The following is a 16345-nucleotide window of genomic DNA, read 5'->3' as shown; positions in this document are numbered from 1 at the left end:
AAAAAAATACTGTTTAAATCTTTTTTCTTGAATAAAAAACGGTTTCATAGTAAAATAAGAACTGAGAATGATGGAGGTCAATCGATGGAAAATTTGAAGAAAATGGCAGGTATCAAGGCTGCTGAGTTCGTGAGCGATGGAATGGTCGTTGGACTTGGAACAGGCTCGACTGCCTATTATTTTGTCGAAGAAATCGGTCGTCGTATCAAGGAAGAAGGTTTGCAGATTACAGCTGTAACGACCTCTAGTGTGACCAGTAAACAGGCTGAAGGCCTTAATATCCCGCTCAAGTCTATTGACCAAGTAGACTTTGTCGATGTGACGGTTGATGGCGCGGATGAAGTGGATAGTCAGTTTAACGGAATCAAAGGCGGTGGTGGTGCTCTTCTGATGGAGAAGGTTGTTGCGACACCATCAAAAGAATATATTTGGGTGGTGGATGAAAGCAAGCTGGTCGAAAAACTAGGTGCTTTTAAATTGCCAGTAGAAGTGGTTCAGTATGGCGCAGAACAAGTCTTTCGTCGTTTTGAGCGAGCTGGCTACAAACCAAGCTTCCGTGAAAAAGACGGTCAACATTTTGTGACGGATATGCAGAACTTTATCATTGACCTTGCCTTGGATGTCATCGAAGATCCAATTGCTTTCGGACAAGAATTGGACCATATCGTTGGTGTCGTAGAACACGGCTTATTCAACCAAATGGTGGATAGGGTCATCGTTGCTGGACGAGATGGAGTTCAGATTTTAACTTCAAAAAAAGGAAAATAGAAGGGGGCATAAGATGTCTAAATTTAATCGTATTCATTTGGTGGTACTGGATTCTGTAGGAATCGGTGCAGCACCAGATGCTAATAACTTTGTCAATGCAGGGGTTCCAGATGGATCTTCTGACACATTGGGACACATTTCAAAAACAGTTGGTCTGAATGTCCCAAACATGGCTAAAATCGGTCTGGGAAATATCCCTCGCGAAACTCCTCTTAAGACTGTAGCAGCTGAAAGCAATCCAACTGGATATGCAACAAAATTGGAAGAAGTATCCCTTGGTAAGGATACCATGACTGGACACTGGGAAATCATGGGACTCAACATTACTGAGCCCTTCGATACTTTCTGGAACGGATTCCCAGAAGAAATCTTGACAAAAATCGAAGAATTTTCAGGACGTAAGGTCATTCGTGAAGCCAACAAACCTTACTCAGGTACAGCTGTTATCGATGATTTTGGACCTCGTCAAATGGAAACTGGAGAGTTGATTATCTATACTTCAGCTGACCCTGTTTTGCAAATTGCTGCTCATGAAGACATCATCCCTTTGGATGAATTGTACCGTATTTGTGAATACGCTCGTTCGATTACACTTGAGCGTCCAGCCCTTCTAGGTCGTATCATTGCTCGCCCTTATGTAGGTGAACCAGGTAACTTCACTCGTACAGCTAACCGTCGTGACTTGGCGGTATCTCCATTTTCTCCAACCGTTCTCGATAAACTCAATGAAGCAGGTATCGATACTTATGCTGTTGGTAAAATCAACGATATCTTTAACGGTGCGGGTATCAACCATGACATGGGCCACAACAAGTCAAACAGCCATGGAATTGATACACTATTGAAGACAATGGGCCTTGCTGAGTTTGAAAAAGGATTCTCATTCACAAACTTGGTTGACTTTGATGCCCTTTACGGCCACCGTCGTAATGCTCACGGTTACCGTGATTGTTTGCATGAGTTTGATGAACGCTTACCTGAAATTATCGCAGCCATGCGAGAGAACGACCTTCTCTTGATTACTGCGGACCACGGGAACGACCCAACTTACGCAGGAACAGACCACACTCGCGAATATATCCCACTTTTGGCTTACAGTCCTGCCTTTAAAGGAAATGGTGTCATTCCAGTAGGACATTTTGCAGATATTTCAGCGACTGTTGCCGATAACTTTGGTGTGGAAACTGCTATGATTGGGGAAAGTTTCTTAGATAAATTGGTATAAGATGACGCGCTATGCTTTGCTGGTGAGAGGTATCAATGTTGGTGGTAAGAATAAGGTCGTCATGGCGGAGCTTCGTCAAGAATTGACAGACGTGGGACTGGAAAAGGTTGAAAGCTACATCAACAGTGGCAATATTTTCTTTACTTCGACAGAACCAAAAGCTCGATTGGTTGAAAAATTAGAGACTTTCTTTGCAGTCCATTATCCATTTATTCAGAGCTTTTCTTTACTGAGTCAAGAAGACTATGAAGCAGAAGTGGATAATCTACCAGCTTGGTGGAACGAAGACTTGGCACGAAAAGATGTCCTTTTCTACACGGAGGGTTTGGATGTGGAACAAGTCATCGCGACAGTTGAGAGTTTAGAGCTGAAAGATGAGGTCGTTCATTTTGGAAAACTTGGCATTTTCTGGGGGAAATTTTCTGAAGAAACCTACTCTAAAACTGCCTATCACAAGGGACTGCTCAAGATGCCTTTCTATCGCCACATTACCATTCGCAATGCTAAAACTTTTGACAAAATCGGTCAAATGCTAAAAACTAAAAAAGGAGACACACAATGACATTTTTAGATAAAATCAATGAAACAGCTGCTTTCCTGAAAGAAAAGGGAATCCAAACGCCTGAGTTCGGTCTAATCCTTGGATCAGGACTTGGAGAATTGGCAGAAGAAATCGAAAATCCTGTTGTAGTAGACTATGCTGAGATTCCAAACTGGGGCCGTTCAACAGTAGTCGGTCACGCTGGTAAATTAGTATATGGGGAACTTGCAGGTCGCAAGGTTTTGGCTCTTCAAGGTCGTTTCCATTTCTACGAAGGAAATCCTCTGGAAGTAGTGACTTTCCCAGTACGTGTCATGAAAGTTCTTGGATGTGAAGGTGTTATTGTAACCAATGCAGCTGGCGGTATTGGATTTGGTCCTGGTACCTTGATGGCTATCTCAGACCATATCAACATGACAGGTCAAAACCCATTGATGGGTGAAAACTTGGATGAATTTGGTCCTCGTTTCCCAGATATGTCTAAGGCCTACACACCAGAATACCGTGCTACTGCCCATGAAGTGGCTAAAAAACTTGGTATCAAGCTTGATGAAGGTGTCTATATCGGTGTTACTGGTCCAACTTATGAAACACCAGCAGAAATCCGTGCTTATAAGACACTGGGAGCAGATGCAGTTGGTATGTCGACTGTTCCTGAAGTTATTGTGGCATCCCACTCAGGTTTAAAAGTTCTGGGAATTTCATGTATCACTAACTTTGCGGCCGGTTTCCAAGAAGAACTTAACCACGAAGAAGTTGTAGAAGTAACCGAACGTGTCAAAGGTGATTTCAAAGGCTTGCTTAAAGCTATTCTTGCAGAATTGTAAGAAAAAAGATTTAAAAGGGGGAATGCCTCTACCTTTTCATGATTGACTACCTATCAGGGTCAACGAAGAAATATAAGTATACTATGAGGTTCTTTCTGCTCTTATAACTGAAAGAAGCGGAAGAATAGATATGTTTGCGTCTGATAGTTAGCATTGTGAAAGACAAGAATCTAGGATGCTGGGATTAGCTTCCTACGCCAAGCAGACTAGTTATGATAAGGAAAGATAAGAATGAATTTACTTTCTGAATTTCTCAGTCTTATCATATATAGCACAATGAGATTTTGCTTGAGTCTGCTTACAAATAAACGAAAAGAAAGATAAGAAATAATGAAAATCGGTCAACGAATTATGCGTTTTGGCATAAAAAAATTAAGTATCGGGGTTGTATCTGTTGCAGTCGGCTTCGCATTTCTAGCTCCAGCTGGAATTTCAGCCAATGAACTAAAGCAAGATGTAACATCTGAAGTGGCAACAAGAGTGCTAGATTCTAAGGAGGAATTGAGAGAGACGGAAAATGTTGCTCCAAAACTAGAAACTCCTCTTAGAGAGGAGCCAAGACTAGCTCCTCAAACGCTTCCAGAAGCAAGTGAAGTTCTTGAAAACAAAAGGGAAGAGTCAAAAGTAGAGATAACAGAGCCTGTTCAAGACTCACCTATTCATGCTCCTGTAGAAGAAACTAAAGAAGAAGTTGTGACAGAAAAACCAACAAATACTCGTTCTCTAACAGCAGAAGATTTGGTTAAGATTTCCAAAGGGGAATTGCATTTAGAAAATGATTTGATTGATGAATCTCTCTATGGTGAAAAAGTTCTTGATTTGGAAGGGGATGATGACCAAGATGGCATCAAAAACAAAGATGAACTTTATGTTTACAACAAAGATGGTAAGGATTATCTAGGATATAACAGTCATCCCTTGCTAGCAGACAGTGATGGGGATGGTTTGGCAGATGGAGAAGATGACAATAAGAAAGAATGGTATGTCACAGACCGTGATTCTCTTCTCTTTATGGAGTTAGCCTATCGAGACGATGATTATATTGAGAAAATTTTAGATCATAAGAATCCTTTCCCTAGTCTCTATCTTGACCGTCAAGAATATAAAATGATGCACAATGAACTGGCACCATTTTGGAAGATGAAAAAAGCCTATCATACAGATAGTGGCTTGGATGCTTTCTTATTTGAGACCAAGAGTGACCTTCCTTATCTAAAAGATGGAACGGTTCATATGTTGGCTATTCGTGGAACGCGAGTTAATGACGCTAAGGATTTAAGTGCAGATTTGGTTTTATTTGGTGGAAATAAACCAGCTCAAGCGGATGATATCCGCAAGGTTGTTGGGGAATTAGCCAAGGATACAAGTATTACCAAGTTGTATATGACAGGTCATTCTCTTGGAGGCTACCTAGCTCAGATTGCAGCAGTTGAAGCTTACCAAAAATATCCTGATTTTTATAACCATGTATTGAGGAAAGTGACGACTTTCAGTGCGCCTAAAGTGATTACTTCCAGAACTGTTTGGAATGCTAAGAATGGTTTCTGGGATGTTGGTTTGGAAAGCCGTAAATTAGCTGTTAGTGGAAAAATTAAGCATTATGTGGTTGATAATGATAATGTTGTGACTCCCTTGATTCATAACGATCGTGATATTGTTCCATTTACAGGTAATTCACGCTTTAAACACCGTTCTCGTGGCTATTTTGAAAGTCGAATGAATGATATTCCTAACTTTAATATTGGTAAACGAGCTACCTTGGATAAACATGGTTATCGTGATCCGAAATTAGATAAAGTGCGATTCTTTAAGAAACAGGCTCTGCCTCAATCTTCTAGTCAACCAAGCGCTGAACCTCTTGAAAATATAGCTCTAGGGAAACGGGTTACTCAAAGTTCGACAGCTTTCGGAGGAGATGCTAGAAGAGCTGTGGATGGCAAAGTTGATGGTAACTATGGTCACAATTCTGTCACTCATACCAACTTCCAATCTAAACCGTGGTGGCAAGTAGATTTGGCTAAAGAAGAAACCATTCGCCAAATCAATATTTACAACCGAACAGACACTGCCCAGGATAGATTGGCAAACTTTGATGTCATTCTTTTAGATAGTTTTGGTAAAGAAATTGAGAGAAAACGCATAACATCTCTTAAAGATGTGTCAGCACAAATTGCGATTAACCATAAAAAAGCGCGCTATGTTCGGATTGAGCTAGAAGGCTATAATGCCCTCAGTCTTGCAGAAGTCCAAGTATATCGTGCTGAGAATATCGCTTGGAAAAAACAAGCTAAGCAAAGTTCTACTGATTTTGGTGGAGATGCTAGTCGTGCCTTGGATGGCAATACCAATAGTAGTTATAGCCAGCAATCAATTACCCATACAAAATTTGAAAACCAGCCTTGGTGGGAAGTTGATTTAGGTCGTACGGAACAGGTTGGGCTTGTCCGACTTCATAACCGTGGGGATGGAGAACTTTCTAAAAGTCTGTCAGACTTTGATGTGATTTTGTATGATGAAAAAGGAACAGAAGTTGCTAGACAGTATGTTTCTAAACTTGACGGAACGAGCTTGGATGTTCAATTAAATGGGAAATTGGGACGCCGTGTTCGTGTGCAACTACGTAAGAACAATCAAGCCCTCAGTCTTGCAGAAGTAGAAGTTTTTCGATTTGTAGCTAAAAATAATGTAACTACGCAAGCTTCTAAGCCTGTGCAACTGTTAAACTACACTCCTGTAAAAGATAAAACCCTAACGATTCAACATAGCGGAGCTTATATTGCACGCTACTCAATATCCTGGGAAGAAGTCACAGTAGACAAAGATGGAAACCAAGTTGTTCGTAGTCGTTCTTGGGAAGGAAACGGACGTAACCAGACTGCAGGTTTTGTCCTCAACCTCCCAATCAAAGAAAATATGAGAAATCTGCGAATTAAGATCGAAAAGAGAACGGGTCTTATCTGGAATAGATGGCAAACAATCTATGACAACAGACCTCTTCTCGCCCAACCACATCGAAAAATCACTCATTGGGGTACGACATTGAATTCTAAGATTTCTGATGACGATGTCTTGTAAAAAATCCTACTATTTAATAATGAGATGATTTAGTTTGTAAGAGAAGTGCTACCTGAGCTTGAATAGAACTCAGGTAGCTCTCTGTGAAAGAACAAAATTAATACTCAATGAAAATCAAAGAGCAAACTAGGAAACTAGCCGCAGGTTGCTCAAAGCACTGCTTTGAGGTTGTAGATAGAACTGACGAAGTCAGTAACATATATACGGCAAGGCGACGTTGACGTGGTTTGAAGAGATTTTCGAAGAGTATAAACAGAAAGGTAGAGCGCGTGTTCTAATTTGAACACGAGTAGAAATTCGTACCTATAAGATGCTTGGAACAGATGTGGTCGGAATGTCAACTGCTCCTGAAGTTATTGTTTTAGCCTACTCAGGTTTGAAACTTCTAGGAATTTTATGGATTACTAACTATACTACTGGTTTCAAAGAAGAGATTAACCACGAAGAGGTTATAGAAGTGACTGAGTGTGTTAAAGGTGATTTTAAAGGCTTACTTAAAGCCGTTTTTGCTGAATTATTACTATGTTAAAAGAATTGAGGAGTATTTTTCAGAAAATCCCTTATAATCTTAAATTATTCCTAGCAGTCATTTTGCAAGGAATAGTTTCAGGTTTATCTGGTATTTTTTTACATTATCTTTTAAAGATGATAGAGGGGATAGCTTTTGGTCAGTCAGAGCATCAAACTGTATTCTTGACAGATGGAGTTTCCTCGTCGCGGATAGGATTAAGTTTAATAATCGTGGGTGTCAGCTCATCCTTGGTCTGGTATTTCTTGCAAAAAAAATCACAGATTTTTTCCATTAAAGCGCAGATGAAGTATGAGACTTCACAAAACAAACTTCATTTTTTAAAACAGCTATTTCATTCAATTTGGCAGATTATTGCAGTTGGAGGGGGAGCCCCTATTGGTAAAGAAGCTGCGCCACGAGAGATTGGAACTCTATTTGCAGGACCAATTGGAAAAATATGTTCTCTCTCTAAGAAGGATCAAATCTTTCTCCTTGCTTGTGGTGCTGGTGCTGGTTTAGCAGCTGTCTACCAGGTTCCATTAACAAGTGTCTTCTTTGTTTTTGAAACTCTAGGAATTGCTCTATCTATTAAACGATTTATCTTAGTCGGTTTGACTACCTATGTGTCAACCTATACAGCAGGCTTGGTTATTTCAGATCAGGCTCTCTACCAGATTCCAGCCATTGCATGGTCATTAAAGGAAATGTGGATTATTCCCTTATTACTTCTTTTCTTAACCCCACTAGCTTGGCTTTTTGGTTGCTTGAGTAAAGAAGTGTCTTCAAACAGGATAAAAGATAAACGAGTACTTCTCACATTGCCTACAGCTTTTCTTTTTCTTGCTGGGTTGGCAAGTTATTTTCCACATCTACTTGGAAATGGACGTATGATGGCTCAGGAAGTATTGAATGGTAGCAATGGCAAAACAGTATTCCTCTTGTTTATTCTAAAAGCATTAGTTGTTCTTATTATTCTGTGGGCAGGGGCCTATGGTGGTACCCTTACGCCATCTTTTGCCTTGGGGATGGCTGGAGCTGGTCTCTTGGGCATGATTCTAGGTGGGGATAGCCAGCCAAGCATTTTGCTTTTGGGATCTGTTTGCTTTTTGTCTGTGACCTTGAGGGCTCCCTGGTCTGCAACTGGATTAGTAATAGGGTTCACTGGGCTAGCTTTAGATTCTATTCCGTATCTCTTAGTAACAGCTGTTTTAGCCTATGAATTTGCAAAAATATTAGACCGTTTTTCTTGGGCTAGCATACTGTGTCAGAAGTCAAAGAATAGAGTAATAAGATAGAGAACGACCGTTTCTTCTAATCAAAGATTTATCTTAAAAGATTAAAAACTATTGTCAATTTATCAATAAATGTTTGAAATAAAAAAGAAGTAGGCTTATCGGAGTCATGATTGAATCCGATTTTTCATAGCTATAAAAATAAAAAAAAGAAAGGTAGAGCGTGTGTTCTAATTTGAACTCGAGCGGAAAACTTTTCTAAAAACTCAGAAGAGAAGGGGAGTTCGGGTTTGAATTGAATCCGGTCTAATCTTCTCAATATCATCAAAATTAAGAAAGGAATTGACCCCACCTTAAAAGCAGTGTGAAAAAGATAGTTGGTCTAGCGAGCATCGCTCACTGTGCCCAACTCCTATTTTTCCTTTGGCTTTTTAACGGGTTTGGTATCTTTCTGATTATAAATTTTAGAATAAAGAAAGGATGGGTTAACTGTATTCATTGAACTGAATACGGGCGGAGAACTGTGTAAAAAAGATAAACTGTCTAGCATCTGTGATGCTTCGTCAGTTTCCTATTTTTACTTTGTTCTCTGTCGCCCTTTATATCTTAACTATGTCTATCCATATTGCTGCTCAGCAGGGTGAAATTGCTGATAAAATTCTTCTTCCTGGAGATCCTCTTCGTGCGAAATTTATCGCTGAGAATTTCCTTGAAGATGCTGTTTGCTTTAACGAAGTGCGTAACATGTTTGGATACACAGGTACTTACAAAGGTCACCGTGTATCTGTTATGGGAACAGGGATGGGTATGCCCTCAATCTCTATCTATGCTCGTGAATTGATTGTCGATTACGGTGTGAAAAAATTGATCCGTGTCGGTACAGCCGGTTCTTTGAATGAGGATGTTCACGTTCGTGAGTTGGTCTTGGCACAAGCAGCTGCTACCAATTCAAATATCATCCGCAACGATTGGCCTCAATACGATTTCCCACAAATCGCTAGCTTTGATTTGCTGGACAAGGCCTACCATATCGCTAAAGAACTCGGTATGACCACCCACGTTGGGAACGTTTTGTCTTCTGATGTCTTTTATTCAAACTACTTTGAAAAGAACATTGAGCTTGGTAAATGGGGAGTCAAGGCTGTGGAAATGGAAGCAGCAGCCCTTTACTATCTGGCAGCCCAACACCATGTTGACGCGCTTGCCATCATGACTATTTCTGATAGTTTGGTCAATCCAGATGAAGATACAACTGCAGAAGAACGCCAAAATACCTTTACCGATATGATGAAGGTTGGATTAGAAACCTTGATTGCAAAATAATTATATTCAAAAAAGGAAGCCCTTCTTTATGAATTGGAGGACTTCCTTTTCTTATCTAGAAATTGGTCTATCTCTTTTTGTGATCTGAGGATGACCACTTTATATGGATAGTTTTTTTGAATCCACTTGTAGCGTTCCTTAGCGGATTTGCTCCGTCCGTCCCAGAGAATCCATCTGATAAACTCCCAATTAAACTGTTCTTGACAACCAGCTGCCATACTTTCTCTTACTTTTCCCCGGTATTTAAGATAACGTTTAAAGGCTCGAAAGAGACAGGTCAATGGCGAAAAATTAAGAAAGATGATTTGGTCAGCTTCCTGCATTCTTTCCTCGTAATAGCACCAAGAATAATTCCCATCGATGACCCAAACTTCATGCTTGGTGAGAAAGTTTTTCATCTCGGTCAACATCCATTCGCGATCACTATCTTGCCAACCAGGTTGAAATTGGAGTGTGTCCATGTGAAGTTTTGGGATGGAGTAGTAGTGAGACAACTTTTCAGCTAGCGTTGACTTACCTGAACCAGAATATCCGATAATTGCAATTTTCATTTTCTACCTTTTCCTATTTGGAGACAAAAAAACAGCCTCTATGGACTGTTTCTTATTTAGCAAGTTTAGCTGAAAGACGAGCTTTATCGCGACTTGCTTTGTTTTTGTGAATCAAACCTTTAGTTTCTGCTTTATCGATAGCTGAGCTAGCAGCACGGAAAAGTTCTTCAGATGGGTTTGCTTCGAAAGCTTTGATAGCAGTACGCATAGCTGATTTTTGAGCTGAGTTCTTTTCGTTTTGTTTAACGTTCAATTCAGCGCGTTTGATAGCTGATTTAATATTTGCCAATGTTCTTACCTCCATATTTACTAACTATACCATTATATCTGAAAACTTACGTTTTGACAAGGGAAAATTACTTTTTTAAGTAAATTTCATCGATTTCATGGTTCTTGCTTTTATGAAGAATCACTTCTGCACGATTTCTGGTCGGTTCAATATAATTTTGCAGATTTGTTAGATTGATACTGGTCCAGACCTGATGAGCAAAGGCCTCCACTTCCCCAATCGGCATTTGAGTAAAACGATAGTAGTAGCTATCAGGGTCGTTTTGGGCCAGACTCAGCATTTTCAAGAAACGGTCTAGATACCAACTCTCGATGTCATCTACTGCAGCATCAACATAGATGGAAAAGTCAAAAAAGTCAGTGATATAGAGACGCTCGTTTTGTGGATTCTGAAAGACATTGATTCCTTCAACAATCACAAAGTCAGCAGCTTTGACGCTTTGTTTTTCCTCAGGTACGATGTCGTAGACTTCATGAGAATAGACAGGAATATCCACATCTTGTCCATTCTTGATGCGGTCCAAGAAGTTGAGAAGAGCTTCCATATCATAGCTTTCAGGAAATCCCTTGCGATTTAAAATCCCCTGTTCAATCAAGGTCTGGTTGGGATAGAGAAAGCCGTCAGTTGTTACCAACTCAACCCTAGCATCTGTAAGTGTACGAGACAGTAGGATTTGCAGTAGGCGACTGGTTGTTGATTTTCCAACAGCAACACTCCCAGAAACCCCAATGATAAAAGGTTGGGATTTACTTTCACGTTGAAGGAAAATTCCTTTTGAAAAGGCCAAATCATCCTTGGTACGCTTGTAAATCTGGATGAGATGGGCTAGGGGGAGATAGACATCGGTAACATCCTGCAAGCTAATCTGGTCATTAAAACTCTTGATAGATTCCAATTCTTCTTCTGTCAAAGGAGGTGTGGTCTTTCGATGTAAAGATTGCCAAGTCTGGCGGCTGATTTTTTCAAAATGTAAAAATTCGTTGGTCATTTGTTTTCCCCTAGATATTTTGTCTATCATACCATAAAAAGCTAAAAAAATAAAGCGGTTTCTTGAATGTGTTAAGTCAATAGTATATACCCAATAGTATATACTATAAGTAGATAGAGGATGACCAATTTATTGATGAAGTAGGAGCTGCTTTCTACTGACTTATCAGCTATAAAGGGGGATTTTGGGTTTATAACTTATAGGAGGTGTACTATGAAAATCTTGAAACGTTACCTATTGGAACTCTGTTTTATTTTAAGTTTTGCTCTACCTTTTATAAAAGGAGTCAATGCGGATAATGGTAGACGCTTTGTGGAAATCTATTACGGTTTTACTTTTTTGATGGAACATGCCATTGTAACAGCTGTCTTTATCTGTTCGCTCTTGATTGCTTTCTTCCTAAAAAAACGGTGGACGAAATGGCTTGCTGCTGGTAGTTATTTCTTTTTGGTTCTATGGATTGCTACAGAGGGTTATTTCTTCCGCATGTCACTAGAAGATTTGATACGACTTTGGACAAGTTTGGAATTCCTGACAAAAACGTATCAGTTGGGCTTTTATTTAAACATTTTGTTGGGAATCCTATTGATAATGAAATATTTAAAAGTAAAGAAATAGCGCTGACAATGCGCCTGATGATAAACAATAAACTTTGTGTTATGTGTTTTATCATGGTAATGATACCTGTAGTCCTAGATGAAATACAAGTTGCTTATAAAGGTTGAAAGAGATTGAAGGGGAGCTATTGTAAAGCAATTTCCTTCAATTTTTTTGTTTTAGCCTTGATATGTAAACGATTTACAATTCGATCCAAAATATGATAGAATAGGGTTATGAATAAAATGTACTATGCAGAAAATCCTGACGCTGCTCACGACATTCATGAATTGAGAGTGGACTTGTTGGGAGAAAAAATGACCTTTTTGACGGATGCGGGTGTTTTTAGCAAGAAAATGGTTGACTTTGGAAGTCAACTCTTGCTCAAGTGTTTTGAGGTCAATCAAGGAGAAACTGTCCTTGATGTAGGCTGTGGTTACGGACCTTTGGGCTTGTCTTTAGCTAAGGCTTATGGAGTTCAGTCGACCATGGTCGATATCAATAATCGTGCCTTGGATTTGGCGCGACAAAATGCTGAACGAAATAAAGTAGAAGCGACGATTTTCCAGTCCAACATCTATGAACAAGTTGAAGGACATTTTGACCATGTCATTTCCAATCCTCCTATCCGTGCAGGCAAGCAAGTGGTTCATGAAATCATTGAGAAAAGTAAAGATTTCTTGGAAACTGGTGGGGATTTGACAATCGTTATCCAGAAAAAACAAGGGGCTCCAAGTGCCAAGTCCAAGATGGAAGATGTGTTTGGTAATTGTGAAATCGTCAAAAAAGATAAGGGATACTATATCCTTAGAAGTGTGAAAGAATGAGAGCAGTTGATTTAATCCAAAAAAAACGAGACGGTCAAGAACTGACTTCGAGTGAAATTGAATGGCTGGTAGAAGGCTATGTGTCAGGAATTGTCCCTGATTATCAGATGTCTGCCTTTGCTATGGCTGTTTATTTCAAAGGAATGACGACTCGAGAAATATCTGATTTAACTATGAAAATGGTTCAGACAGGGCAAGAGTTTGATTTATCTGCTATTGATGGGGTTAAGGTTGACAAGCATTCTACTGGTGGTGTTGGTGATAAGGTGACCCTGATTTTAGCTCCTTTAGTAGCGAGTTTTGGAGTTCCAGTCGCGAAAATGAGTGGTCGTGGTCTCGGCCATACTGGCGGTACAATTGATAAATTGGAGTCCATTAAGGGCTATCAAGTCGAGCACAGTCAAGAAGATTTCATTCGTCAGGTGCAGGACATTGGAGTATCTGTCATTGGGCAATCAGACCAGCTGGTTAAAGCAGACAAGCTTCTCTACGCCCTCCGTGATGTGACTGCAACTGTCGACACGATTCCTTTGATTGCGAGTTCGGTGATGAGCAAGAAAATCGCGGCAGGAGCGGATGCTATTTTGCTAGACGTGACTGTTGGTGAGGGTGCTTTCATGAAGACGGTTGATGAGGCGCGTGAACTGGCTCAAACCATGGTGGAACTTGGTAAGGCTGTTGGTCGGAAGACAGTAGCAGTGATTACGGATATGAGCCAGCCTTTAGGGCGTGCTATTGGAAATCGTCTGGAGATCCTTGAAGCATTGGAGATTTTACAGGGTCAAGGACGTCAGGATATTACCCACTTCATCTGTGAATTGGCTCAAATTATGCTTGGCCTGGCAAATGTAAATAAAACAGTTGAAGAAGTCCGCCAACATCTTGAGAATGGTCAAGCACTGGCTAAGTTTGAGGAAATGGTGCAAGCCCAAGGTGGGGACTTGGAAGACCTCTACCGTCCTGTCAATGTTGCCCATGTGGTAGAAATTCCTGCCCAGGAAACGGGTGTCATTTCAGCTCTTCCAGCAATGGAATTTGGGCTTTATGCTATGAGACTGGGGGCAGGCCGTGCAGTCAAGTCTGATGCCTTGGACTATGAAACAGGAATTGTTTTTGAAAAGAAGGTTGGAGATTCTGTTCAAAAGGGAGAAATTGTTGCAAAAGTATACACAAATGGAAAAATTTCTCCTCAGCTAGTTACAGATTTTCAAAAATATGTTAAAATAAATGATAGGGTGCAAAGTTTACGAGAAATTATAGAAATTATCTCATAAACCGCAGGAGAATCCGAATATGAAATTAAATAAATATATCGATCATACGCTTTTAAAACAAGATGCAACAGAAAATCAAATTGATTGTTTGTTGTCTGAAGCTAGAGAGTATGATTTTGCCAGTGTTTGCGTTAATCCGACCTGGGTTGAACATGCTAAAAAAGGACTTGAAGGCACAGATGTCAAGGTCTGCACAGTAGTAGGTTTCCCTTTGGGAGCAACAACTTCAACTGTGAAAGCTTTTGAAACCAAGGAAGCTATCCAAAATGGTGCAGATGAGATTGATATGGTGATCAATGTTGGGGCTCTCAAATCAGGCAATTTAGCCTTGGTTGAATCGGATATTCGCGCAGTAGTGGAAGCAAGTGGTGACAAGTTAGTGAAAGTCATTATTGAAGCGTGCCTGCTGACAGACCAAGAAAAAGTTGTAGCTTGCCAATTAGCCCAAAAAGCGGGAGCTGACTTCGTCAAAACTTCAACTGGCTTTTCAACTGGTGGTGCTACGGTAGCAGATGTTACATTAATGCGTGAAACAGTTGGTCCTGATATGGGGGTCAAGGCTGCTGGCGGAGCTCGTTCTTATGCAGATGCTCTTGCCTTTGTGGAAGCAGGGGCGACACGTATCGGAACGTCAGCTGGGGTAGCCATTTTAAAAGGAGAATTGGCAGATGGCGACTACTGAGTTGATTGAACTGGCAATTGAAACCAGCAAGAAAGCCTATGTGCCCTATTCTCATTTTCCAGTCGGAGCTGTTTTAGTAGCGAAAGATGGTAGCACTTATACAGGTGTCAATATCGAAAATGCTAGCTATCCTTTGACCAATTGCGGTGAGAGAACAGCCATTTTTAAGGCTGTATCTGAAGGGCAAAGAGAATTTTCAGAATTGATTGTCTATGGAGAGACTGAAAAACCAATTTCACCATGTGGTGCTTGTCGTCAAGTAATGGTCGAATTTTTTGAACAAGATCTAAAAGTGACCTTAGTCGCAAAAGATAAATCGACGGTCGAGATGACGGTCGGGGAATTACTTCCATATTCTTTTACAGACTTAAATTAGTCTGAGTCGCTCTCTGAGTGGCACGGTCCTTGTGGCCAACCAATCCATACTTGCAACATCGTTGCACATCTTATTTAGGAGGTTCAGTAATGAACAAGAAACAATGGCTAGGCCTTGGTCTAGTTGCAGTGGCAGCAGTTGGACTTGCTGCATGTGGTAACCGCTCTTCTCGTAAGGCAGATTCATCTTCTGATGTGAAGACAAAAGCAGCAATCGTCACTGATACTGGTGGTGTTGATGATAAATCATTCAACCAATCAGCTTGGGAAGGTTTGCAGGCTTGGGGTAAAGAACACAATCTTGCAAAAGATAAAGGTTTCACTTACTTCCAATCAACAAGTGAAGCTGACTATGCTAACAACTTGCAACAAGCGGCTGGAAGTTACAACCTAATCTTCGGTGTTGGTTTTGCCCTTCACAATGCAGTTAAAGATGCAGCAGCAGAGCACACTGATTTGAACTATGTCTTGATTGATGATGTGATTAAAGATCAAAAGAATGTTGCGAGCGTAACTTTCGCTGATAATGAGTCAGGTTACCTTGCAGGTGTAGCTGCAGCAAAAACAACTAAAACAAAACAAGTTGGTTTTGTAGGTGGGCAGGAGTCAGAAGTTATCTCTCGTTTTGAAGCAGGATTCAAGGCTGGTGTTGCGTCAGTAGACCCATCTATCAAAGTACAAGTTGACTACGCTGGTTCATTTGGTGATGCTGCTAAAGGTAAAACAATTGCAGCCGCACAATACGCAGCCGGTGCAGATATTGTTTACCAAGTAGCTGGTGGTACAGGTGCTGGTGTCTTTGCAGAAGCAAAATCACTCAACGAAAGCCGTCCTGAAAATGAAAAAGTTTGGGTTATCGGTGTTGACCGTGACCAAGAAGCAGAAGGTAAATACACTTCTAAAGATGGCAAAGAATCAAACTTTGTTCTTGCATCTACTTTGAAACAAGTTGGTACAACTGTAAAAGATATTTCTAACAAGGCAGAAAAAGGTGAATTCCCTGGCGGTCAAGTGATCGTTTACTCATTGAAAGATAAAGGGGTTGACTTGGTAACAACTAACCTTTCTGAAGAAGGTAAAAAAGCCGTTGAAGATGCAAAAGCTAAAATCCTTGATGGAAGCGTAAAAGTTCCTGCAAAATAATGGATGGAAGTTATTTCTTAGGAAGCGGCCATCGGCCGCTTTTTTAAGAATTGAGACAAAGTCATTTTGTCTCAGTAAAGCTTGCTACTAGACAAACTAGCAAGTTTTATTGAAATA

Annotated in this window: 16 protein-coding genes and 1 pseudogene; 14 read left to right on the top strand and 3 right to left on the bottom strand. The window is 40.4% G+C overall.

Translation table 11 applies throughout. The features are described 5' to 3' along the window. Positions 1-84: 84 nt before the first annotated feature. The 8 genes and pseudogenes from rpiA to deoD all read left to right on the top strand — a co-directional run bounded on the left by rpiA (position 85) and on the right by deoD (position 9502). Positions 85-768, top strand: coding sequence for a ribose-5-phosphate isomerase RpiA (rpiA, locus tag B7695_RS00565; protein WP_084889298.1), 684 nt, complete (start codon positions 85-87; stop codon positions 766-768). A gap of 13 nt (positions 769-781) precedes the next feature. Next, positions 782-1993, top strand: a complete 1212-nt coding sequence (locus B7695_RS00560) for a phosphopentomutase (RefSeq protein ID WP_084889297.1) — start codon at positions 782-784, stop codon at positions 1991-1993. Between the two features lies 1 nt (position 1994). Further along, on the top strand, positions 1995-2555 hold the full coding sequence (locus B7695_RS00555; protein WP_084889296.1) for a DUF1697 domain-containing protein: 561 nt from the start codon (positions 1995-1997) through the stop codon (positions 2553-2555). Next, a complete protein-coding gene (locus B7695_RS00550; RefSeq protein ID WP_084889295.1) occupies positions 2552-3361 on the top strand; it encodes a purine-nucleoside phosphorylase in 810 nt (269 codons plus the stop codon). The genes B7695_RS00555 and B7695_RS00550 overlap by 4 nt, the downstream gene beginning before the upstream one ends. Before the next feature lie 330 nt (positions 3362-3691). Then, positions 3692-6436 carry a galactose-binding domain-containing protein gene (locus B7695_RS11700; RefSeq protein WP_084889294.1) on the top strand — a complete coding sequence of 915 codons (2745 nt, stop codon included), beginning with the start codon at positions 3692-3694 and terminating at the stop codon, positions 6434-6436. A gap of 283 nt (positions 6437-6719) precedes the next feature. Beyond that, positions 6720-6965, top strand: a pseudogene (locus B7695_RS00535) (phosphorylase family protein); the annotation flags it as partial. Continuing rightward, positions 6959-8242, top strand: coding sequence for a chloride channel protein (locus tag B7695_RS00530; protein WP_084889292.1), 1284 nt, complete (start codon positions 6959-6961; stop codon positions 8240-8242). The pseudogene B7695_RS00535 and the gene B7695_RS00530, both read left to right, overlap by 7 nt. Positions 8243-8791: 549 nt before the next feature. Continuing rightward, positions 8792-9502 carry a purine-nucleoside phosphorylase gene (gene deoD, locus B7695_RS00525; RefSeq protein ID WP_084889313.1) on the top strand — a complete coding sequence of 237 codons (711 nt, stop codon included), beginning with the start codon at positions 8792-8794 and terminating at the stop codon, positions 9500-9502. Positions 9503-9528: 26 nt separating this feature from the next. On the opposite strand, the gene B7695_RS00520 is transcribed toward deoD, so the two are convergent. From B7695_RS00520 to coaA, 3 genes are all read right to left on the bottom strand, one after another. Continuing rightward, on the bottom strand, positions 9529-10053 hold the full coding sequence (locus B7695_RS00520; protein WP_084889291.1) for a DNA topology modulation protein: 525 nt from the start codon (positions 10051-10053) through the stop codon (positions 9529-9531). A 52-nt stretch (positions 10054-10105) separates the two neighbouring features. Next, on the bottom strand, positions 10106-10342 hold the full coding sequence (gene rpsT / locus B7695_RS00515) for a 30S ribosomal protein S20 (RefSeq protein ID WP_001274000.1): 237 nt from the start codon (positions 10340-10342) through the stop codon (positions 10106-10108). A 67-nt stretch (positions 10343-10409) separates the two neighbouring features. After that, positions 10410-11330: a type I pantothenate kinase gene (coaA, locus tag B7695_RS00510; protein WP_084889290.1), complete on the bottom strand. Its 921-nt coding sequence runs from the start codon at positions 11328-11330 to the stop codon at positions 10410-10412. 213 nt (positions 11331-11543) lie between these two features. Here coaA and B7695_RS00505 point away from each other — a divergent pair, with 213 nt between their 5' ends. The 6 genes from B7695_RS00505 to B7695_RS00480 all read left to right on the top strand — a co-directional run bounded on the left by B7695_RS00505 (position 11544) and on the right by B7695_RS00480 (position 16228). Next, positions 11544-11948: a hypothetical protein gene (locus tag B7695_RS00505; RefSeq protein ID WP_084889289.1), complete on the top strand. Its 405-nt coding sequence runs from the start codon at positions 11544-11546 to the stop codon at positions 11946-11948. A 215-nt stretch (positions 11949-12163) separates the two neighbouring features. Beyond that, positions 12164-12754 (top strand): class I SAM-dependent methyltransferase, encoded by a 591-nt coding sequence (locus tag B7695_RS00500; protein WP_084889288.1) that lies wholly within the window; start codon positions 12164-12166, stop codon positions 12752-12754. Next, positions 12751-14028: a pyrimidine-nucleoside phosphorylase gene (locus tag B7695_RS00495; RefSeq protein WP_084889287.1), complete on the top strand. Its 1278-nt coding sequence runs from the start codon at positions 12751-12753 to the stop codon at positions 14026-14028. Before B7695_RS00500 ends, B7695_RS00495 begins: the two co-directional genes overlap by 4 nt. A 19-nt stretch (positions 14029-14047) precedes the next feature. Continuing rightward, the gene (gene deoC / locus B7695_RS00490) at positions 14048-14710 is read left to right on the top strand and encodes a deoxyribose-phosphate aldolase (RefSeq protein ID WP_084889286.1); all 663 of its coding nucleotides are present in this window, start codon (positions 14048-14050) and stop codon (positions 14708-14710) included. Beyond that, on the top strand, positions 14697-15086 hold the full coding sequence (locus B7695_RS00485) for a cytidine deaminase (RefSeq protein WP_084889285.1): 390 nt from the start codon (positions 14697-14699) through the stop codon (positions 15084-15086). Before deoC ends, B7695_RS00485 begins: the two co-directional genes overlap by 14 nt. 89 nt (positions 15087-15175) lie before the next feature. Beyond that, positions 15176-16228 carry a BMP family lipoprotein gene (locus B7695_RS00480; RefSeq protein ID WP_084889284.1) on the top strand — a complete coding sequence of 351 codons (1053 nt, stop codon included), beginning with the start codon at positions 15176-15178 and terminating at the stop codon, positions 16226-16228. Positions 16229-16345: the final 117 nt, after the last annotated feature.

The organism is Streptococcus mitis, assembly GCF_002096845.1.
Classification (GTDB): domain Bacteria; phylum Bacillota; class Bacilli; order Lactobacillales; family Streptococcaceae; genus Streptococcus; species Streptococcus mitis_A.
This window is presented reverse-complemented; position numbering and strand designations above follow the sequence as displayed.

Excerpts from the sequence above, each read along its gene's own strand:
- rpiA (WP_084889298.1), top strand. The coding sequence starts at position 85 with ATGGAAAATTTGAAGAAAATGGCAGGTATCAAGGCTGCTGAGTTCGTG.
- B7695_RS00560 (WP_084889297.1), top strand. The coding sequence starts at position 782 with ATGTCTAAATTTAATCGTATTCATTTGGTGGTACTGGATTCTGTAGGA.
- B7695_RS00555 (WP_084889296.1), top strand. The coding sequence starts at position 1,995 with ATGACGCGCTATGCTTTGCTGGTGAGAGGTATCAATGTTGGTGGTAAG.
- B7695_RS00550 (WP_084889295.1), top strand. The coding sequence starts at position 2,552 with ATGACATTTTTAGATAAAATCAATGAAACAGCTGCTTTCCTGAAAGAA.
- B7695_RS11700 (WP_084889294.1), top strand. The coding sequence starts at position 3,692 with ATGAAAATCGGTCAACGAATTATGCGTTTTGGCATAAAAAAATTAAGT.
- B7695_RS00530 (WP_084889292.1), top strand. The coding sequence starts at position 6,959 with ATGTTAAAAGAATTGAGGAGTATTTTTCAGAAAATCCCTTATAATCTT.
- deoD (WP_084889313.1), top strand. The coding sequence starts at position 8,792 with ATGTCTATCCATATTGCTGCTCAGCAGGGTGAAATTGCTGATAAAATT.
- B7695_RS00520 (WP_084889291.1), bottom strand. The coding sequence starts at position 10,053 with ATGAAAATTGCAATTATCGGATATTCTGGTTCAGGTAAGTCAACGCTA.
- coaA (WP_084889290.1), bottom strand. The coding sequence starts at position 11,330 with ATGACCAACGAATTTTTACATTTTGAAAAAATCAGCCGCCAGACTTGG.
- B7695_RS00505 (WP_084889289.1), top strand. The coding sequence starts at position 11,544 with ATGAAAATCTTGAAACGTTACCTATTGGAACTCTGTTTTATTTTAAGT.
- B7695_RS00500 (WP_084889288.1), top strand. The coding sequence starts at position 12,164 with ATGAATAAAATGTACTATGCAGAAAATCCTGACGCTGCTCACGACATT.
- B7695_RS00495 (WP_084889287.1), top strand. The coding sequence starts at position 12,751 with ATGAGAGCAGTTGATTTAATCCAAAAAAAACGAGACGGTCAAGAACTG.
- deoC (WP_084889286.1), top strand. The coding sequence starts at position 14,048 with ATGAAATTAAATAAATATATCGATCATACGCTTTTAAAACAAGATGCA.
- B7695_RS00485 (WP_084889285.1), top strand. The coding sequence starts at position 14,697 with ATGGCGACTACTGAGTTGATTGAACTGGCAATTGAAACCAGCAAGAAA.
- B7695_RS00480 (WP_084889284.1), top strand. The coding sequence starts at position 15,176 with ATGAACAAGAAACAATGGCTAGGCCTTGGTCTAGTTGCAGTGGCAGCA.